Raw genomic sequence first — 19,356 nt, 5'->3', positions numbered from 1 at the left:
GACGCGGAGCAACGCAGTGTCACCACGGACGTCTGATGACGTGGAGCCCGACCGACATCCCGCCAGGCACGACGGAGGGGGACACATGAACGACATCGCGACCGACGAGGACACGGTGACGCTGACCATCACCGGCCGTAGCGGATCCTGGCTGGTGTCGGGTGTGCTCGGCCGGGAACCGCTGCCGCTCAAGGGGCTGGACGACGGCGCACTCGCCGAGATGCTGTGGGCGATGCTGCCGGTGGCACCGTCGTCAGCGCACGGGCCCGCGTACCCGGGCCCGGCGCCCGGCCGCCGTCACCCGGGCTGAGCCGCAGTCCGGTCGCGCACGTCCGTTTCGCGGTCGGCGCACGGTTCGTGCCGGTCGGCGTGCGGTCGGCCCCCGGACGGGTATCACCTGCCCACCGACGGGTATCCGCCGTACCCCGGGCCCGTGCGGGCCAGGGGTGACGCCGACGGCGTCGTGCCGAGAGGAGCCCAGGATGAACGACCCGGTGGACGAGAACGAGACGCTGTCGCTCACCATCACCGGGCGGTCCGGGTCCTGGGTGGTGTCGGGTGTGCTCGGCGACGAGCCGGTCGAGCCGCGCGCGATGGACGACGAGGCACTCGGCGAGGTGCTGTCGATGGTCGTGCCCGAGGAGGACCGCGTCCCCGCCGAGCCCCCGCCCGGCCGCCGCGTGAGCTGAGCAGAGGCGTCGGACTACAGCCGTCCCCGCAGCAGCGACGCCGCCAGCAGCGCCACCTCGACCTGCAGCCGGTCCTCCCCGACCGGGCGCCCGAGCAGTTCCTCGGCCTTGCGCACCCGGTAGTGCACCGTGTTCTTGTGCAGGTGCAGCCGGGCCGCGGCCTGGATGTAGCTCCCCCCGGCGGCCAGGAACACCCGCAGCGTCTCGCGCAGCTGGTCGGTGCCGGGCTCGTCGGCGGTCAGCCCGGACAGGGTCCGGGCGACCCAGCGGCGCAGGTCCTCGGACCGGTCGGTGAGCAGCGCGGCGACGGCGACGTCGTCGAACCGGACGACCGCGGGCCGGTCCTCGGCGGTCTCGGCCACCGCACGGGCCCGCTGCGCCTCGGCGAGCGAGCCGCGGAACCCGTCGATCCCGGCGGCCGACCCGCCGACGGCGATCCGCACCCCGGCCGGGAGCCGGTCGCGGAGCAGGCCGACGTCCAGCCGCACCTCGTCGGGCCCGGACAGCCACGCCCACAGTGTGCGGCTGTCCGCGAGCACCGTCAGCGGGGTCCGCCCGCACGCCTCGTAGAGCAGCCGGGCCCCGGCCTGCAGCGCGTGCCCGTCGGCGGGGCCGTCGCCGGACGCGGGGGCCCACACCAGCGCCGCGGTGTGCCGGCCGGTCACCGGGATCCCCAGCAGCTCCGAGGCGGCCGCGTCGGTCAGCGGGTCGGTGTCGAGCACCATCCGGACCCGGGTCGCGAGCCCCGCTCCGGACCGGGTGCTCCACCGCCGTCGCTCGGCTTCGTAGATGTCGATGAGTCCGGCGATGACCTCGTCGATGTAGCGGTTCGTGCGCTCGCTCAGCACCGACACCGCGTCGAGCACGTCCGGGTCCCCGTGGTGCGGCCCGGCCCGCAGCGCGTCCAGCGCCCACTGCGCGAACATCTGCTCGCCGAGCCGGTAGGCCCGCAGCAGCGCCTCCAGCGACAGGTCGTGCTGGGCGAAGCGGCGGGCGTACTCGGCGGCCGCGGGCGGCACCGTGATGCGGTCCATCGGGATCGAGTGGACGAGCATGTCCATGATCGCGACGAGGTTCGCCGAGGTGCTCGCGACCATCAGACTGCGCAGCGTCTCGTCGTGCCGGAACTCGGGGATGACCTCGACGAACCAGTCGGTCATCGCGGTCGTCAGCTCGGGCAGCCGGGCCTCGACGTCGCGGGCGACGGCCGCCACGACCTCGTCGACGTGGGCGGACACCCGCGCGACGCTAGCGGGTCGGCCGGGCCCCGGACCGGCGGGTACGTCCCGGTTGTGTCCCCGGCACAACGGGCCACCCGCGATTCGTGATCGCCGTACATGGCGTCGGTCACACCCGGGGACCTACGTTTCCCCGACACCGATCCCGACGGCGGCCGGCGCGCCCGCGCACCGCCCGGCCCCCGTACCCGGCACCCACCGACCTCCCGCGGACCCGCACGGTCCGGCGGGGGAGCCGTCCTGCCCGGACACCGCCCGCGGACGGCCACCGAACCTTCCACCGGAGAGGACCGCACGATGGGGTTCAAGACGGGGGACTTCCCCCCGGTCGATCTCGACACCTTCCTCGACAGGCCGTTGTTCGAGCGGACCAAGGCGCTCGCCCTGCACTGGACGCAGTACGGCTTCGGGTCGCCGAAGATGATCCCGGCGACCTACGTCGTGAAGCTGCTCGTCCTCTACTGCGTCATCGGGACCGCGCTGATCACCTGGACCTCCGGCGTCGGCCCGTTCTGGGACGTGTCGGGCTGGTGGGACCAGCCGGTCGTCTACCAGAAGCTGGTGCTCTGGACGGTGCTGCTGGAGGTCGTCGGCGTCGCCGGGTCCTGGGGGCCGATCGCGGGCAAGTTCAGGCCGATGACCGGCGGCATCCTGTTCTGGGCCCGCCCCGGCACCATCCGGCTCCGCCCGTGGAAGGCCGTCCCCGGTACCGACGGCGACACCCGCACCCTGCTCGACGTCGTGCTCTACCTGGGCCTCGTCGCCTCGCTGCTGACCGCGGTGGTGCTGCCCGGCGTGCCGAGCGCGTCGCTGTCGGCGGTGCTGCCCGACAACACCTCCGGGCTGGTCGCGCCCTGGCTGATGATCGCGCCGATCGTGCTGCTGGTCCTGTGCGGCCTGCGCGACAAGACGATCTTCCTGGCCGCCCGCGGCGAGCAGTACCTGCCCGCGATGGTGTTCTTCGGGACGCTGCCCTTCGTCGACATGATCGTCGCGGCGAAGCTGCTGATCTGCATGGTGTGGATCGGTGCGGGCGTGTCGAAGTTCGGCAGGCACTTCACCAACGTCATCCCGCCGATGGTGTCCAACAGCCCCTGCATCCCCTCGAAGTGGATCAAGCGGGCGCACTACCGGGACGCCTCGGGCGACCTGCGGCCGTCGCGGCTCGCGACGTTCATGGCCCATGTCGGCGGCACGACGGTGGAGATCATCACCCCGCTGGTGCTGCTGTTCTCGACCGACCACCGGCTGACCCTGGCCGGTGTGGTGCTGATGGTGGTGTTCCACCTGTTCATCACCTCGACGTTCCCGCTCGCGGTGCCGCTGGAGTGGAACATCCTGTTCGGCTACCTGGCGGTCTTCCTGTTCCTCGGCTTCCCCAACGGCGACGGCTTCGGCGTCGGGGACATGTCCTCCCCGGTGCTGACCGTCGCGATCGTGGCCTGCCTGGCGTTCTTCCCGGTGCTGGGCAACCTGCGACCCGACCTGGTGTCGTTCCTGCCGTCGATGCGCCAGTACGCCGGCAACTGGGCGTCGGCGCTGTGGACCTTCACCCCCGGCGCGGAGGAGAAGCTGAACCGGCTGCCGCACCGGCCCACCACCAACCAGGTCGACCAGCTGCAGGCACTGGGCTACCCGCCGGCGGTCGCCGAGGTCACGATGCAGCAGACGATCGCCTGGCGGGCGATGCACTCCCAGGGCCGCGGCCTGTTCTCGGTGCTGGCCGCCCGGCTCGACGACCTGGACTCCCGCACCGTCCGCGAGGCCGAGTTCGGCTGCAACTCCGTCATCGGGTTCAACTTCGGCGACGGCCACCTGCACGACGCCCAGCTCATCGCCGCCCTGCAGAAGCGGATCGGGTTCGCGCCCGGCGAGTTCGTCGTCTGCTGGGTGGAGTCCCAGGCCATCCACTCGTCGGTGCAGCACTACCAGCTGATCGACGCCGCCCTCGGCGTGGTCGAGCGCGGGTACTGGAAGGTCGCCGACGCCGTCGCCGAGCAGCCGTGGCTGCCGAACGGGCCGATCCCGCTGACCGTCACCTGGCGCGCCCCGCAGCGGGCGACGGCCGGCGACGGCGTCGAGGCCCCGACCCCCTGAGACCCGGCGGGACGGGCGGAGACACCGCAGCCCGCCCGTCCCGCCGGACCGACACCGCACGACGAGAGGGACACGACATGGGAGACGCACTGGACGGCCGCGTCGCGCTCGTCACCGGCGCGGGCAAGGGCCTCGGCCGGGCGATCGCCCGGCGCTTCGCCGAGGAGGGGGCGACCGTCGTCGTCTCCGACATCGACGGCGACGCCGCACGGCGCACGGCGCAGGAGATCCCGGACGCCACGCACCTGTCCTGCGACGTCCGCGACGAGGAGCAGGTCCAGGAGCTCGTCGCGCACACCGTCGAACGGCACGGCGGGATGCACGTCCTCGTCCCCAACGCCGGGGTCGGGCGCCCGCAGCCGCTGCTGGAGATGAGTCTCGCCGACTGGCGGGAGGTCACCTCGGTCAACCTCGACGGTGTCTTCCTGTCGATCCGCTACGCCGCGCCCGCGATCATCGCCTCCGGTGGCGGCACGATCGTCACGCTCGCCTCGGTCACGGCGACGGCGGGCTCCCCGCTGATCGGGCACTACGCCGCGGCCAAGGCCGGCGTGGTCAACCTGACCAGGACCGCGGCGACCGAGCTGCGGCCGTACGGTGTGCGGGTCAACGCGTTGCTGCCGGGTTTCGTCGACACCGACCTGGTGACGTCGGCCCGCCCCGGCTTCGAGGCCGCGCTCGGCCTGCCCGCCGGTGGCTTCGACGGGCTGATCGAGCAGAAGCAGGGCGGCTACGGCACCCCCGACGACGTCGCGGAGGCCGCGCTCTTCTTCGCGAGCGACCGGTCCCGCTTCTGCACCGGCAGCGGGCTCGTCCTCGACGGTGGCCTCGACGCGTCGCTGCTCTGACCCGGTACCCCAGGAGGACGCCATGACCACCGCGACCGTCGTCGGATCCGGGCCGAACGGGCTCGTGGCCGCGGCCCTGCTGGCCCGCGCCGGGGTGGCGGTGACCGTGCTGGAGGCCGCCGACGAGATCGGTGGCGGCACCCGCACGGTGGAGGCGATCGTCCCGGGGCTGCTGGTCGACCACTGCTCGGCGGTGCACCCGATGGCCGTCGGCTCGCCGGTGCTCGAGGAGCTGGGCCTGGACCGGTACGGGCTGCGGTGGCGGCTGCCGGAGGTCGACTGCGCCCACCCCCTCGACGGCGGCGACGCCGGCGTCCTGGTCCGCTCGGTCGCCGGCACCGCGGCCGGCCTCGGGGCCGACGGCGCGCTGTGGCGTGCGCTGTTCACCGGACCGGTGCGCGACTACGACACCTTCTCCCCGGACTTCCTCGGCCCGCTGGTGCGGATCCCGCGCCACCCGCTCCTGCTGGCCCGGTTCGGTGCCCCCACCGTGCTCCCGGCGGAGGTGCTGGCCAGGGCGTTCCGCACCGAGCGCGGGCGTGCGCTGTTCCTGGGGTCGGCGTCGCACGCGTTCCGGCCGCTGAACCGGCCGCTGTCCTCGGCGATCGGGCTCGGCCTGTTCACCGCCGGGCACCGGCACGGCTGGGGCGTCGCCGAGGGCGGGTCGCGGGCGATCTCCGACGCGCTCGCCGCGGTGCTCGCCGAGCACGGGGCGAAGGTCGAGACCGGGGTGCACGTGCGGACGGCGGACGAGCTGCCGCCGTCGGACGTCGTGGTGTGGGACGTCGGCCCGGATCGGCTGCCCGCCCTGCTGGGGGACCGGCTGCCGGCACGGGTCGCGCGGGCCTACCGGCGCTTCCGCCACGGCCCGGCCGCGTTCAAGGTCGACTACGCGGTGGCGGGCGGCGTGCCCTGGACGCACCCCGACGCGCGACGGGCCGGGACGCTGCACGTCGTCGGGTCGGCGGCGGAGAACGCACTCGTCGAGCGCGAGGTGCACGCGGGCCGGATGCCGGAGCGGCCGTTCGTCCTGGTCGGGCAGCAGTACCTGGCCGACCCGTCCCGGTCGGCGGGCGACGTCCACCCCGTGTGGGCCTACGCGCACGTCCCCCGCGGGTACACCGGCGACGCCACCGAGGCGGTCACCGAGCAGATCGAACGGTTCGCGCCCGGTTTCCGGGAGCGGGTCGTGGGCACGATGGTCACCGACCCGGCCGCGTTCGCGGGCAACCCGAACTTCGTCGGCGGGAACATCCTGACCGGGTCCAAGGACCTGCGGCAGCTGCTGCTCGGGCCGCGGACGACGCTGCAGCCCTACGACACGGGGGCGCCGGGCCACTTCCTCTGCTCGGCCGCGACGCCGCCCGGCCCGGGTGCGCACGGGATGTGCGGCGCGCACGCCGCGCGTCGCGCGCTCGCCCACTTGGGCCGCTGAGGGCTGCTCAGACGGGTTCGGGCTCCCCGCTGACGGCCACAACCCCGCCGATGTCCTGGCGCAGCCACGCCAGCAGCGTCGCGTCCTCCAGGGTCAGCGGGACCTCCGGCCCGCCCCACCCCAGACGGGTGGTCGGCCGGTAGACCAGCGCGTCCTCCAGCATCGCGGCCAGACCGTCGGTGGCCCGGACGGTGCGACCGCCGTGCTCCACGGTCCGGCTGCCCGGTACGTCCTCGTCGGCGTGCGGTCCCGTGCTGAGCACGTAACCGGTCCCCAGACGGTCGTCGAACCCCGTCACCTGCACGACGGCTCCCTCCTGCCGAGTGCGCGAGGTGCCGACGGTAGCGAAACCGGACCCCCGATCAGGGGTCGCGGCGTGTGACCTCGTGCGCGCACCAGGTGAGGAGTCCCGCGCGTGAGTACGGTCACGAGCTGCCCCGGTTTGCCGGGACGCTACTCGTTGGTAACAATGAACGTCACAGTGGCACGGCGTGCCGTTACGGCACGAGCAATGGCAGAGTCACCGGCTACGACGGGCGCGACGCCGCGGCCCACCCCCGCTCCGACCAGAGCGCGCGGCGCAGCACCGTCACGGTGACGCGAGACGACCCGGCCCCGGGACGACCGGGACGGGACGCGACGAAGGACGACGCGGTGTGCGCGTGGGCGCAGGCCGCCGCGGCAGGAGGTCGAAGAGGTCCTATGAAGATCGTGACCCTGGTGAAGCAGGTGGCCGACACCTACTCGGAGCGGACGCTGTCCGACTCCGACCACACCCTCGACCGTGAGGGTGCCGAGGCGGTGATCGACGAGATCAACGAGCGCGCGGTGGAGCAGGCCCTGCTGCTGAAGGAGGCGAACGACGGCTCCGAGGTCGTCGTCGTGAGCATGGGCCCGGACCGGGCCACCGACGCGATCCGCAAGGCGCTGTCGATGGGCGCGGACTCCGCGGTGCACCTGTCCGACGAGGCCATCCACGGCTCGTGCGCGGTGCAGACCGCGAAGGCGCTGACGAAGCTGATCGGCACGGTCGACGGCTGGGACATGGTCATCGCGGGCAACTCGGCGTCCGACGGCCAGATCGGTGCGGTCCCGGCGATGATCGCCGAGCTGCTCGGTGTGCCGTCGCTGACCCACGCCAACGAGCTCTCGGTCGAGGGCACCACGGTGAAGGCCAAGCGGGAGACCGACGAGGGCGTCACCCACCTAACCGCGGAGCTGCCGGTCGTGGTGTCGATCGGGGAGAAGTCCAACGAGCCGCGCTACCCCTCGTTCAAGGGGATCATGGCGGCGAAGAAGAAGCCGGTGGAGACCCTCGACCTGGCCGGCGCCGGGATCGACGCCTCCGAGGTCGGTCTGGCGAACGCCCTGACCACGGTCGTCTCCGCGGCGCCGAAGCCGCCGAAGCAGGCCGGCGAGAAGGTCACCGACGAGGGCGACGGCGGCGCGAAGATCGCCGAGTTCCTGGTCGGCCAGAAGCTGATCTGACCCCGGTTCTTCCTGGCTTCCCTCTTCGTTTGGAGATAGAGAATCATGGCTGAGGTTCTGGTCCTCGTCGACCACGTCGACGGTGACATCAAGAAGACCACCTACGAGCTGCTGACCGCCGCCCGCGCGCTGGGCGAGCCGTCGGCGGTCGTCGTCGGTGCCGCGGGCACCGCGGACACGCTGGCCGACGGCCTGACCGAGCACGGCGCCGAGAAGATCTACGTCGCCGAGACCGACTCCACCGACTTCCTCTCCCCGGAGACGACGGTCCTGGAGTCGCTCATCGGGTCGGCGTCCCCGGCCGCGGTGCTGCTCGCGGCCACCGGCAACGGCAAGGAGGTCGCCGGTCGGCTCGCCGTCCGTACGAACTCCGGGCTGCTGTCCGACGTCGTCGGCGTCTCGGCCGACGGGGTGTCGCACTCGATCTTCGGTGGTGCCTACACCGCCGAGGCCAAGTCGAACACCGAGCACCCGGTCATCACCGTGCGCCCGGGCTCGATCGAGATCGAGGCCGCCGCCGGTGCGGGTGCCCGCGAGACCGTCGAGGTCCCGGCCCCGTCCGGGCGTGCCGCGACCGTCACCGGCCGCGAGCCGATCCAGGGCGGGTCCCGTCCGGAGCTGACCGAGGCGACCGTGATCGTCTCCGGTGGGCGCGGCGTGGGCTCGGCCGACGACTTCACGGTCGTCGAGGGCCTGGCGGACTCCCTCGGTGCCGCCGTCGGTGCCTCGCGCGCCGCGGTCGACTCCGGCTACTACCCGCCGCAGTTCCAGGTCGGCCAGACCGGCAAGTCGGTCTCGCCGCAGCTCTACATCGCCCTCGGCATCTCCGGGGCGATCCAGCACCGCGCCGGCATGCAGACGTCGAAGACGATCGTCGCGGTGAACAAGGACGAGGAGGCGCCGATCTTCGAGATCGCCGACTTCGGCATCGTCGGCGACCTGTTCAAGGTCGCGCCGCAGCTGCAGGAGGAAGTGGCCAAGCGCAAGGGCTGAGCCCTTCCGGTCCGCCACCGCGCCGACGCCCGGGTGCCCCGCGCACCCGGGCGTCGTCGTGTGTGCGGGGCCTGTTCACCCGCTCCTGCCTGCGACGACACCTGTCCGGGTCCGTTCACCCCGATGCCACCGACGTGTCGGTCCGCAACCGCCCGGGTGTCGCACCCGGCCGGTACCAAGCCGGGTGTGAACCAGGTGATCGTCTCGACCCCCGAGACCGCGGCCCGGCGGTACTCCCTGCTCCTCACGACCGACGACGGCGACGTCGCCGCGGCGCAGGCGCTGCGGCACCGGGTGTTCGCGGGTGAGCTGGGCGCCCGGCTCGACAGCCCCGTCCCCGGCCGCGACGTCGACCGCTTCGACGCCCACTGCGACCACCTCGTGGTCCGCGAGGACGCGACCGGCGAGATCGTCGGCACCTACCGGATGCTCCCGCCGCAGCGGGCGCGCGCCGCGGGCGGCCTCTACGCCGACGGCGAGTTCGACCTCACCAACCTCGACCCGCTGCGCCCCGGCATCGTCGAGACCGGGCGCTCCTGCGTGCACCCCGACCACCGCGGCGGCACCGTCGTCGGGCTGGTGTGGGCCGGGCTCGCCCGCTACATGCTGCTCACCGGGCACCGCTGGCTGATCGGCTGCGCCAGCGTCTCCCTCGCCGACGGCGGCACCCGGGCCGCCGCGGTCTGGGACCGGGTCCGTGCGAAGCACCTCGCGCCCGAGGAGTACCGCACCGTCCCGCACCGCCCCTGGGACCCGACCGGCGCCCCCGCGGGCCGGGGCGGCGGCATCCCGCCGCTGCTGCGCGGCTACCTGCGCCTGAACACCTGGGTGTGCGGGCCGCCCGCGCACGACCCGGACTTCGGTGTCGCGGACTTCCCGGTGCTGCTGGGGATGGACCACATCGACCAGCGCTACCTGCGCTTCTTCCTGGGCGAGGACGCCGCCGGGGTGACGGGCGCATGACCATCGCCGCCGGGCCGGAGGGCGACGCCGGCGCGCCCCTCCGCCCGCGCCGCCGGTTCCGGCCGCGGGGCCGTGCCTCCACCGTCCCCGTCCCGTCCGCCGGAGCCGCGTTGCTGTCGTCCGCTCCGCCAGGAGCCCCGGCTGCCCCGGTCGTCGTCCCGCCGGCCCCGGTCGTCCCGGCTGTCGTGGGGGACCCCCGTGGCGCCGTGCACCACCCGGCCCGCGCCGCCCTGCGGACCCCGGTGCACCCGCTCGTCGACCACCCCACGCACCCGCCGGCACCGCCCGCGTCGCGGCGTCCCGGCGGGCCGTGGGCGGCCTGGTCGCCGTGCACCCCGCGGGAGTGCCTGCCCCCGCGTGCGACGACAGGCACGCTGCGCCTGGCCCGCCGTACCGCGGCACTGCTGTCGGTGCTGGCGGTGGCCGTGACCGTCGTCCCGGTCGCCGCGCTGTTCGGCGCCCGCGTGCTGGACCCGGTCCTGCGGGCGCTGCACCGCGCGGTGCTCCGCGCCGCCGGGGTCCGGCTCGTCGTGCGCGGCGGGCCGCTCGCGCCCGCGGACGGGCGGGGCGCCCTGGTCGTGGCCGACCACACGTCGTGGATCGACATCCCGGCGCTCGGTGCGATCGGCCCGGTCACCATGCTCGCCAAGCGGGAGGTCCGGGACTGGCCGCTGATCGGCGCGCTCGCGGCCCGCATCGGGACCCTGTTCGTGCACCGCGAGGGCCTGTCCCGACTCCCCGGCACCGTCGCGACCTGCGCCGACGCGCTGCGGGACGGCACGCTGGTCGGTGTCTTCCCCGAGGCGACGACGTGGTGCGGCGCGATCTCCGGGGACTACCGGCGGGCCCCGTTCCAGGCCGCGATCGACGCGGGTGCCCCGGTCCGGCCGGTCGCCGTCGCGATCACCACCCCGGACGGGCGGCCGACGACGGCGGCCGCGTTCGTCGGCGAGCAGACCCTCGGCGACACCGTCGGCCGGGTGCTGCGGCTGCCCGGCCTGGTCTGCGAGGTCACCGTGGGCGAGCTCGTCGAGCCGGGCCCGCACACCGACCGGCGCGCGCTGGCCGCCCGGGCCCGCGACCGGGTCCGTCACCCGCCACCGGTCACGACCGCCACGGCCGTGTGAGACGGACGGTCGTCCACGACGGGTTCGGCACGCACCGCTGTCACGACGGGGTCTACCCTGGAGGCCGATGACGTACCTGGACCACGCGGCGACCACACCGATGCTGCCCGCCGCCGTCGCCGCCATGAGCGACGCGCTCGGCCGCACCGGCAACGCGTCGTCGCTGCACTCGTCGGGCCGCCGCGCCCGGCGCGCGGTCGAGGAGGGGCGCGAGCGGATCGCCGAGGCGGTCGGCGCGCGCCCGTCCGAGGTCGTGTTCACGACCGGCGGCACCGAGAGCGACAACCTCGCGGTCAAGGGCCTGTTCTGGGCCCGCCGGGCCGCGGACCCGCGCCGCACCCGGGTGCTGGTCTCGGCCGTCGAGCACCACGCGGTCGTCGACGCGGCGGAGTGGCTGGCCGCCCACGAGGGCGCCCGGCTGCGGATGCTCGAGGTCGACGCGACCGGCCGCGTCCGCCCGGAGACGCTGCGCGCCGCGCTCGCCGAGGACCCGGACGGGAACGCCCTGGTCTCGGTCATGTGGGCCAACAACGAGGTCGGCACCGTCAACCCGGTGCGCGAGCTCGCCGCCGTGGCCCACGAGTTCGGGGTGCCGTTCCACACCGACGCCGTGCAGGCCGTCGGGATCCTCGACGTCGACTTCGCCGCGAGCGGCGCCGACGCCCTCACCCTCACCGGGCACAAGCTCGGCGGCCCCTACGGCGCGGGCGCGCTGCTGCTCGGCCGCGAGGTCACCTGCACCCCGCTGCTGCACGGCGGCGGCCAGGAGCGCGACGTCCGCTCCGGCACCCTGGACGTGCCGTCGCTGGCCGGGCTGGCGACGGCCGTCGTCGAGTCGGTGGCCGCCGCGCCGAGCCGCCGCGTACACCTGGCCGGGCTGCGCGACGAGCTGGTCCGCGTCGTGCGCACCGAGGTGCCCGACGCGGTCCTGAACGGCGACACCACCGACTCCCGGGTCGACGGCGGCCCCGGCAGGCTGCCCGGCAACGCGCACCTGTCGTTCCCCGGCTGCGAGGGCGACAGCCTGCTCATGCTGCTCGACGCCCACGGCATCGACTGCTCGACCGGCTCGGCCTGCACCGCGGGCGTCGCCCAGCCCAGCCACGTGCTGCTGGCGATGGGCGCCGACGAGTGCACCGCCCGCGGGTCGCTGCGCTTCTCCCTGGGGCACACCAGCACCTCCGCCGACGTGGCCGCGGTCGCCGGGGCCATCGGGTCGGTCGTGGAGCGTGCCCGCAACGCGAGCCGTCGCACCCCCGCGTCGGTCACGGGCTGAGCCGTGCGGGTCCTCGCTGCGATGAGCGGCGGCGTCGACTCCGCGGTGGCCGCCGCGCGGGCGGTCGCCGCCGGACACGACGTCGTCGGGGTGCACCTCGCGCTGTCGCGCACCCGGGACGCCATGCGCTCCGGATCACGGGGCTGCTGTTCCAAGGAGGACGCGGGCGACGCCGCCCGCGCCGCCGACGTCCTCGGCATCCCGTACTACGTCTGGGACCTGTCCGAGGAGTTCACCCGCGACGTCGTGGACGACTTCGTCGCCGCCTACGCGGCCGGGGAGACGCCGAACCCCTGCCTGCGCTGCAACGAGAAGATCAAGTTCGCGGCCGTGCTGGACCGGGCGCTCGCCCTCGGCTTCGACGCCGTCTGCACCGGCCACTACGCGCAGCTCGACCCGGCCGGGCCGGTACTGCGCCGCTCGGCCGACGCGGGCAAGGACCAGTCCTACGTGCTGGCGGTGCTGCGCGCCGACCAGCTGCGGCACGCGATGTTCCCGGTCGGCGACACCCCGAAGCCGGAGATCCGGGCCGAGGCCGCCCGGCTCGGGCTGCGCGTCGCCGGGAAACCCGACAGTCACGACATCTGCTTCATCCCCACCGGCGACACCCGCGGTTTCCTGGCCGACCGCCTGGGCACCACTCCCGGCGCGCTGGTCGACGCCGCCTCCGGCGAGACCCTCGGCACCCACGACGGCGTGCACGGCTTCACCGTCGGGCAGCGCAAGGGCCTCGGGATCGACCGGCCGGCCGCCGACGGCCGCCCCCGCTACGTGCTCGGCATCGAGCCGGTCAGCGGCACCGTGCGGGTCGGACCGGAGGCCGCGCTCGACGTCACCGCGATCACCGCGCGTACCCCCGTGTGGACCTCGGGCGCGGCGCCGGACGCACCGTTCGGCTGCGTCGTGCAGGTCCGCGCGCACGGCGGCACCGCACCCGCCACCGTCACCCCGCTCGACTCCGCCGTGCAGGTGGAGCTGTCCGAACCGCTGCGCGGTGTCGCCCCGGGGCAGGCCGTCGCCTTCTACCGCCCCGACGACGACGGCGACGTCGTCCTGGGGTCGGCGACGATCACCGGGACGGCCTGACCGAGATCGCCGGCCGCGTCCGCCCGGCGGCACCGACCGACCCGGGCCCGCCCGGCGGCGCCTGACCGGCCCCGGAGCACGCCTCCCCCCCCGCCGGCGCCGCGAGTGGCCTGGTCCGGCATCGCCTCTCCGCCGAGATGCACCCCAGCGGGCTGCGCGGAGCCGTTCGAGCCCGCTGACCTGCAACTCGGTGCAACCTGCCCGCCGCACCGACCCCGACGAGAGCACTGCTCTTGCTCTTGTGCGACGGATAGTGAACACTGCTCTCATGACGAACCAGCGCTCTCAGATCCACTACCTCGCCCCCGGTCGCATCACCCGCCGGGTGATGAACCCCCTGGTCGCCGGGCTGACCCGGCTCGGCCTCCCGCTCGCCGGCTCCGCGGTGCTCGGCGTCCGCGGTCGCCGCTCCGGCGAGGTCCGCACCACGCCGGTCAACCCGCTGCGCCACGACGGCGCCCGCTACCTCGTCGCCGCGCGCGGCGAGACCCAGTGGGTGCGCAACCTGCGCGTCGCGGGAGAGGCGGAGCTGACCGTCGGCCGTCGCACCGAGCGGGTGGCCGCGACCGAGCTGACCGAGCCGGCCGCCGTCGTCCCGGTGCTGCGGGAGTACCTGCGTCGCTGGGCCTGGGAGGTCGGGACGTTCTTCGACGGTGTCGACGCGTCCTCGTCCGACGCCGAGCTCGCCGCCGTCGCCCACCGCCACCCGATCTTCGTCCTGGCCGCGTGATCCTTCTCCGCGGAGCCGGGAGCGCCCCCTCGGGCGCCGTGGGCTCCGGGAGGAGGGATCACCGGAGCGACGGACGGCGTGATCGGTGAGAGGCTGTCGCGGTGAGCGACCGTGACTACCGAGCACCCGGCATGCTGGTGCGCCGCGTCCTCAACCCGCTGGTCGGGGCCCTGGCCCAGCGCGGCATCACCCCGGGTGACACCGCCGTGCTCGCCGTCCGCGGCCGGCGCAGCGGCAGGATCCGCACCGTCCCCCTGACCCCGGTCCTGCTCGACGGGACCCGCCACCTCATCTCGCCGCGCGGTGAGACCGACTGGGTCCTCAACCTGCGCGCGGCCGGCGGGAGCGCCGAACTGCGCGGTCGTGGGGGAGCGGAGCCGGTGTCGGCCGTCGAGCTCGACGCCGCGGCGGCCGTCCCCGTGCTGCGCGCCTACGTGCGCGGACTCGGCCGGGCCGCCGGGATGCTGTTCGACGACGTCGATCCCGCCTCCACCGACGCCGAGCTCGCCGCCGCCGCACCCCGCCACCCGGTGTTCGCCCTGCGGTGACCACCAGGAGCGGAGCACCGGGCGCAGCCCACCCGCCGCCGCACTCCACTCCCGGCGACCACGCCCGCCGACGCCGGACCGGGGCCGCACGCACCCGGACGGGACGGCGGAGGACACTGGGGGTGTGACCGTCCCGGATCCCACCGACCCGCTGGCCGCCGCGCTCGCCGCCGCCGGACTCGGCGACGTGCGTCCCGGTGAGACCCTCCCGCCCCCGCCGCGCATCGAGGTCGTCGACGACGCCCCCGCCGAGCCCGCCGCGCCCCGCGCCCTGTGGCCCGCGGGCGTCGGCACCGGCGTCGGCTCGCTGCCCGGCGTCGACGTCCGCGAGGCGTGTGCGCTGGTCACCGGCGAGACCCCGGAGTTCCCGGCACTGCCCGAGCTGCCCGCCCGCGGTGTCGGCGCGGACATCGTCGGCCGCACGGCCGGTCTGCTCGTGGACCTGGCCGTCGAGGTCGTGCCGACCGGCTGGCGGGTCGCCGCCCACCCCGGGCGCGACCTGCGCCGGGCCCGCGACCTGATGTCCGGCGACCTGGACGCCTTCGACGACGCCTGCGACCGCATCCGCCCGTCCTGGGTGAAGGTCCAGGTCGCCGGCCCGTGGACGCTCGCCGCCTCGGTCGAGCTCGCCGCCGGGCACCGGGTGCTCACCGACCGCGGCGCCGTCCGCGAGTTCGCCGCCAGCCTGACCGAGGGGCTGCGCGCCCACGTCGCCGAGGTGGCGCAGCGGACCGGGGCGACGGTCGTCGTCCAGCTCGACGAGCCCGGCCTGCCCGCCGTGCTCGCCGGGTCGCTGCCGACCGCGTCCGGCTACGGCACCGTCCGCTCGATCGCCGCGCCGGACGCCCAGGACCTGCTCCGGGACCTGATCGCGGGCATCGACGCCCCGGTCGTCGTGCACTGCTGCGCGGACCGCCCGCCGATCCGGCTGCTCGCCGGGACCGGTGCGGCCGCGGTCGGGATCGACGCGACCCGACCGGCGTTCGCCGGGGCCACCGCCGAGCCACGCGCTCTCGACGCCATCGGCGAGACCTGGGACAGCGGTGTCCCGCTGTTCCTCGGGCTGCTGCCCGGCACCGCGCCGGCCCGCGAACCGGCGGTCGGCGACCTCGCCCGGATCGGCTACGACCTCGCCGACCGGCTGGGCTTCGACCGGCCGCGGCTGGCCCGGCTCGCCGTCCCGACGCCCGCCTGCGGGCTCGCCGGGGCGACCCCGGCCTGGGCGCACCGCGCGCTCGCCCTGTCCCGGGAGCTGGGGAAGGCCTTCGCCGACCCCGACGAGGTCCCGCCCGCCGACGAGCGCTGACCCCCACGCGCTCTGCCCCCCGGCGATACAGCGACCTCCGTGAGCTGATCCACTCGTCGCGCGGTGATCCGCTCCACGCGCGTGTCCGGACGCGCGCGCCGGAGGGGTCACCGCGCGGCGGACGGATCAGCGCGCGGCGGGGAGGGTCCCGCGCCGGTCAGCGCTGCCCGTCCACCTACTCCGGGGGGCGTCGGAGGGCAGCTTCGGAGCCCCCCGACGCACGCACCGCCGACCAGGTGGCGATGCCCGTCGACGGGCAGTTCGCCCAGGCCGCGGCGGACCCGGCCGGGAAGTGACGACGACGCCGTCCAACGCGGGCGCGCCGGACATGTGAGACCGAGGGCCGGGCCGACGTGACGCCGGCCAGGTCGCCGCTCAGTTCAGTTTGCGGGTGCCCTCGGGCAGGCCACCACCGGCGTAGACGTCGGTGGCGAGGTCCTCCAGCGCGGTCAGCGCGACGTTCTGGCTCCACGGGCCGTAGGAGACGCGGGCGACGCCCAGCTCCTGCGCGCGCTTCAGCGGGATCGACCCGGGGATGCCGATCAGGTTGACCCGGCGCTCGCCGAGCGCCTCGACCAGGCGTCCGACCTGGGTCTCGTCGAGCTTGCCCGGCACGAAGAAGTTCGACGCGCCGGCGTCGAGGTAGGCCTTCCCGCGCTCGATCGCGTCGGCCAGCACGGCCTCGGGGTCCCTGTCGCCCGCCTTGAGGAACGCGTCGGTGCGGGCGTTCAGCACGAAGTCCACGCCCGCGGACTCGGCCGCGGCGACGGCCGCCTCGACCGCCTTCACGGCGTCGGCGAGCGGCTTGACCTGGTCCTCCAGGTTCGCCCCGACGATGCCGACGTCGATCGCGCGGGCCACGGTGCCGCCGGGGTCGCCGTAGCCGGCCTCCAGGTCCGCGGTGACCGGCAGGTCGCCCGCGACCTTCGCGATCAACCCGACCTCGGCGATCATCAGGTCGCGCGGGATGTTCTCGCCGTCCTCGTAGCCGCGGGAGGCGGCGATGCCGTGGCTGGCGGTGGCCAGGGCCTTCGTGCCCGGCGTCTCGGCGACGACCTTCGCGGTGATCGCGTCCCAGACGTTGACGACGAGCAGCAGCTCGGACGCGGCGTGCAGCTCCTGGAGCTTCGTGGCCTTCTCGGCGGTGGAGGTCATGCGGTCACCGTAGGGCGGTTGCGGGACCGCCGCCGCGTACCCAGAACTGAGGATCTGTCGTGTCCCTGACAGCGGTGGGGCCGCCCGGCCCCGATTCTGGGGCCGTGCTCCGAGACCGGTCCGACACCCGACACCCGACCATCCCACGGGGTGGCCTCGGGTCGTCCGCGCTCGTCCTGGGAGCGCTGGGCTCGGTGTTCGTCGCCGTCGCCACCGCGCTGTCCGCGGTGTCGTCACCGACCGTCGCCGGTCTCGCCCTCGCCTCCGCCGGGGTGGTCCTGGCCATCGGCGGTCTGGTACTCGGCACCCTGGGCGCGGTCCGCTCCTGCCCGGGCCGGTCCCGCACCGCGATCGCCGCCGCGGGACTGTCGGTGGCCGGGCTGGCCGGCGGGCTGATCTGGCTGGCCGCCTTCGTGATCCTCGCCGTCACCGGGCCGGGACCCGCCCCGCTCGACGGCACCGACACCACACCGGCCTGTGCGCCGGACGTCTGCCACATCCACTGACCTGCGGGCCGGCCGCCCGGCCCGCTCGCCGCGGGGCCTGCGCGGCATGGTCGGCACGGGGCGTCGCCCGGCGGAGATGATGGCCTCGACGCGCGAGCACGGCGCCGAGCTCGCCCTCGCCCTCGCGCCGTCGTCGGCGGCCGGCGACGTCGTGACGGGTAGCTCGTGCCGGTGCCGGGGGATGGGCGACCTGATCACGGGGTAACCGGTGGTGTGCCACCGATTCCCTGCACCGACGCCGTCGCACGGCGGCAGCCCGACGTGCACGAGCCGGGCGCCTCCGGCGAGCTCGCGACCACTGCCACCGTCGCGACGCCGACGTTCCTGCCGCAGCACGCCCACGCGCCGCGGCGCCGGGTGCCCGCCGGCGACCCGATCGCGTTCCGGCCGTGGCACGGGCTCGCCGCGCACCGCCCGACGGGACCGGTGGACCGGCTCCGCCGGCGCCCCTGCCACGAGCTCGGCGCGCGGTGCGGCGGTAGGGACACCGTCGCGGTGACCGGGATGCGGTCCACCTCGGAACTGCCCGACTGATGGCCGCCGTGTTCGTCGTCGGCGCGGGGCCGGGCATCGGCCGCTCGGTCGCCCGCCGCTTCGCCGCCGCCGGCCACCCCGTCGGGGTGCTCGCCCGCTCGTCGTCCACGGTGGACGGCCTGCTCGCCGACCTCCCCGGCGGGGCAGCCGGTGCCACCGCCGACGTCGCCGACGAGGCGGCGCTGCGCACCGCGCTCGGCGGTCTGGTCGAGCGGCTCGGGGTGCCCGAGGTCGTCGTCTACAACGCCGGGGTGATCCGTGCCGACACCGTCACCGGGCTCGACGCGGCGACGCTGCGCGACACCTGGGCGGTCAACGTCGGCGGCGCGGTGACCACTGCCGCGGCGCTGCTGCCGGCGATGGCCGACGGCGACGGCGGCAGCTACCTGATGACGGCCGGCATGCCGCACCCACTGCCGCAGCTGACGAGCCTGTCGCTGGGCAAGGCCGGGCTGCGCGCGCTGGCCGAGCTGCTCGACGCCGAGTTCGGGCCGCGAGGGGTGCGGTCGGCGACCGTGACCGTGTGCGGGCCGGTCGCGCCGGGAACCGCCTACGACCCGGACGACATCGCCGAGCACTACGCCCGGTTGCACCGGCTGCCCGCCGGGGCGTGGCCGGTGGACGTGCGCCACGGCGACCCGGCCGACGCGGCGGGCTGACCCCCTCCCTGCCCTGTGGCGTCCTGCTCGGTCGCACCCCGCCCGCCGTACCCCGCCGCGTCGGGTGGCGGGCGCGCCGCGTCGGTTCGGGAGCTGGTGGGGCGCGGCCCGCAGAACGGTCGTGCACGATTGATCATCGGGTGGAACGGGAACCCAGGACATGCACGTCCCGCCATGCGATCCGGAGGTCGTCCCGTGCCCGAGTTCCCCGCCATCCACCACCTCGCACTCTCGGTCACCGACCTGGAGGTCAGCGAGGCCTGGTACTCGAAGCTGATCGGCTCCGAGCCGGCGATGACGTTGTCCGACGGGCCGTTCCACCGCCGCGTGTTCGCGCTGCCCTCGGGCCAGCTGCTGGGCCTGACCCGGCACGACTCCGTCGACACCGGTGACGCGTTCGCCCCGGACCGGCCGGGCATGGACCACGTCGGGTTCGGCGTCGCGGACCGGGCGGAGATCGAGCTGTGGCGCGACCACCTGGACTCGGTCGGGATCGCCCACGACGGGATCGTCGAGGCCGACTACGGCCTGGCGCTGTCGTTCAAGGACCCCGACGGCAACGCGCTGGAGTTCTTCGTCCTGGCCTCCTGACCTGGCCGGCCGGACCGCAGCGCGGCCCGCGGCGGGGCCGGGTGTGCCCGGACCGGGCTTGACCCGGAGCGGGGTTCAGTTCCGACG

Annotated in this window: 21 protein-coding genes; 18 read left to right on the top strand and 3 right to left on the bottom strand. The window is 75.0% G+C overall.

Annotated elements, in window-relative coordinates; genetic code table 11:
- Positions 1–85: 85 nt before the first annotated feature.
- Together ATL51_RS10955 and ATL51_RS10950 are read left to right on the top strand one after the other, a co-directional pair.
- Complete coding sequence (locus tag ATL51_RS10955; RefSeq protein ID WP_100878561.1) at positions 86–310, top strand: hypothetical protein; 225 nt, start codon at positions 86–88, stop codon at positions 308–310.
- 172 nt (positions 311–482) lie between these two features.
- Complete coding sequence (locus ATL51_RS10950; protein WP_073578464.1) at positions 483–689, top strand: hypothetical protein; 207 nt, start codon at positions 483–485, stop codon at positions 687–689.
- 14 nt (positions 690–703) lie between these two features.
- On the opposite strand, the gene ATL51_RS10945 is transcribed toward ATL51_RS10950, so the two are convergent.
- Complete coding sequence (locus ATL51_RS10945) at positions 704–1,927, bottom strand: PucR family transcriptional regulator (RefSeq protein ID WP_253068573.1); 1,224 nt, start codon at positions 1,925–1,927, stop codon at positions 704–706.
- A 297-nt stretch (positions 1,928–2,224) separates the two neighbouring features.
- Here ATL51_RS10945 and ATL51_RS10940 point away from each other — a divergent pair, with 297 nt between their 5' ends.
- The 3 genes from ATL51_RS10940 to ATL51_RS10930 all read left to right on the top strand — a co-directional run bounded on the left by ATL51_RS10940 (position 2,225) and on the right by ATL51_RS10930 (position 6,307).
- On the top strand, positions 2,225–4,024 hold the full coding sequence (locus ATL51_RS10940; protein WP_100878560.1) for a DUF3556 domain-containing protein: 1,800 nt from the start codon (positions 2,225–2,227) through the stop codon (positions 4,022–4,024).
- A gap of 77 nt (positions 4,025–4,101) precedes the next feature.
- Positions 4,102–4,872: an SDR family NAD(P)-dependent oxidoreductase gene (locus ATL51_RS10935; protein WP_100878559.1), complete on the top strand. Its 771-nt coding sequence runs from the start codon at positions 4,102–4,104 to the stop codon at positions 4,870–4,872.
- 22 nt (positions 4,873–4,894) lie between these two features.
- Positions 4,895–6,307: a phytoene desaturase family protein gene (locus ATL51_RS10930; protein WP_100878558.1), complete on the top strand. Its 1,413-nt coding sequence runs from the start codon at positions 4,895–4,897 to the stop codon at positions 6,305–6,307.
- Positions 6,308–6,314: 7 nt separating this feature from the next.
- Here ATL51_RS10930 and ATL51_RS10925 read toward each other — a convergent pair whose 3' ends face one another.
- Positions 6,315–6,611 (bottom strand): hypothetical protein, encoded by a 297-nt coding sequence (locus tag ATL51_RS10925; protein ID WP_100878557.1) that lies wholly within the window; start codon positions 6,609–6,611, stop codon positions 6,315–6,317.
- Between the two features lie 398 nt (positions 6,612–7,009).
- Between ATL51_RS10925 and ATL51_RS10920 the strand changes: the two genes are divergently transcribed.
- From ATL51_RS10920 to ATL51_RS10880, 9 genes are all read left to right on the top strand, one after another.
- Entirely contained in the window at positions 7,010–7,795 is a 786-nt protein-coding gene (locus tag ATL51_RS10920; RefSeq protein WP_073578459.1) for an electron transfer flavoprotein subunit beta/FixA family protein, read from the top strand.
- A gap of 45 nt (positions 7,796–7,840) precedes the next feature.
- On the top strand, positions 7,841–8,788 hold the full coding sequence (locus ATL51_RS10915; RefSeq protein WP_073578458.1) for an electron transfer flavoprotein subunit alpha/FixB family protein: 948 nt from the start codon (positions 7,841–7,843) through the stop codon (positions 8,786–8,788).
- 195 nt (positions 8,789–8,983) lie between these two features.
- On the top strand, positions 8,984–9,751 hold the full coding sequence (locus ATL51_RS10910; protein ID WP_301549245.1) for a GNAT family N-acetyltransferase: 768 nt from the start codon (positions 8,984–8,986) through the stop codon (positions 9,749–9,751).
- Entirely contained in the window at positions 9,748–10,878 is a 1,131-nt protein-coding gene (locus tag ATL51_RS10905) for a lysophospholipid acyltransferase family protein (protein ID WP_100878555.1), read from the top strand. Before ATL51_RS10910 ends, ATL51_RS10905 begins: the two co-directional genes overlap by 4 nt.
- Positions 10,879–10,945: 67 nt before the next feature.
- On the top strand, positions 10,946–12,154 hold the full coding sequence (locus ATL51_RS10900; protein ID WP_100878554.1) for a cysteine desulfurase family protein: 1,209 nt from the start codon (positions 10,946–10,948) through the stop codon (positions 12,152–12,154).
- A gap of 3 nt (positions 12,155–12,157) precedes the next feature.
- Positions 12,158–13,240, top strand: a complete 1,083-nt coding sequence (gene mnmA, locus ATL51_RS10895) for a tRNA 2-thiouridine(34) synthase MnmA (protein WP_073578456.1) — start codon at positions 12,158–12,160, stop codon at positions 13,238–13,240.
- Between the two features lie 268 nt (positions 13,241–13,508).
- Positions 13,509–13,970, top strand: a complete 462-nt coding sequence (locus ATL51_RS10890) for a nitroreductase family deazaflavin-dependent oxidoreductase (RefSeq protein WP_100878553.1) — start codon at positions 13,509–13,511, stop codon at positions 13,968–13,970.
- 101 nt (positions 13,971–14,071) lie between these two features.
- Positions 14,072–14,518 carry a nitroreductase/quinone reductase family protein gene (locus ATL51_RS10885; protein ID WP_253067394.1) on the top strand — a complete coding sequence of 149 codons (447 nt, stop codon included), beginning with the start codon at positions 14,072–14,074 and terminating at the stop codon, positions 14,516–14,518.
- A 271-nt stretch (positions 14,519–14,789) separates the two neighbouring features.
- On the top strand, positions 14,790–15,824 hold the full coding sequence (locus tag ATL51_RS10880) for a uroporphyrinogen decarboxylase/cobalamine-independent methonine synthase family protein (RefSeq protein WP_301549244.1): 1,035 nt from the start codon (positions 14,790–14,792) through the stop codon (positions 15,822–15,824).
- 375 nt (positions 15,825–16,199) lie between these two features.
- Here the strand turns inward: ATL51_RS10880 and ATL51_RS10875 are convergent, their stop codons facing one another.
- Positions 16,200–16,979, bottom strand: a complete 780-nt coding sequence (locus ATL51_RS10875; RefSeq protein ID WP_100878551.1) for an isocitrate lyase/PEP mutase family protein — start codon at positions 16,977–16,979, stop codon at positions 16,200–16,202.
- A 104-nt stretch (positions 16,980–17,083) separates the two neighbouring features.
- Here ATL51_RS10875 and ATL51_RS10870 point away from each other — a divergent pair, with 104 nt between their 5' ends.
- The 4 genes from ATL51_RS10870 (at position 17,084) to ATL51_RS10850 (ending at position 19,269) form a co-directional block, all read left to right on the top strand.
- Positions 17,084–17,485, top strand: coding sequence for a hypothetical protein (locus ATL51_RS10870; RefSeq protein ID WP_073578452.1), 402 nt, complete (start codon positions 17,084–17,086; stop codon positions 17,483–17,485).
- Positions 17,486–17,698: 213 nt separating this feature from the next.
- The gene (locus ATL51_RS10860) at positions 17,699–18,019 is read left to right on the top strand and encodes a hypothetical protein (RefSeq protein WP_100878549.1); all 321 of its coding nucleotides are present in this window, start codon (positions 17,699–17,701) and stop codon (positions 18,017–18,019) included.
- Positions 18,019–18,678, top strand: a complete 660-nt coding sequence (locus ATL51_RS10855; RefSeq protein WP_100878548.1) for an SDR family oxidoreductase — start codon at positions 18,019–18,021, stop codon at positions 18,676–18,678. Before ATL51_RS10860 ends, ATL51_RS10855 begins: the two co-directional genes overlap by 1 nt.
- A 195-nt stretch (positions 18,679–18,873) precedes the next feature.
- Positions 18,874–19,269 carry a VOC family protein gene (locus tag ATL51_RS10850; protein WP_083659162.1) on the top strand — a complete coding sequence of 132 codons (396 nt, stop codon included), beginning with the start codon at positions 18,874–18,876 and terminating at the stop codon, positions 19,267–19,269.
- Positions 19,270–19,356 lie beyond the last annotated feature (87 nt).

The sequence above is a fragment of the Pseudonocardia alni genome (assembly GCF_002813375.1).
GTDB classification, from domain to species: domain Bacteria; phylum Actinomycetota; class Actinomycetes; order Mycobacteriales; family Pseudonocardiaceae; genus Pseudonocardia; species Pseudonocardia alni.
The sequence above is the reverse complement of the archived record's forward strand: the minus strand, read 5'-3'. Positions and strand labels throughout refer to the sequence as shown.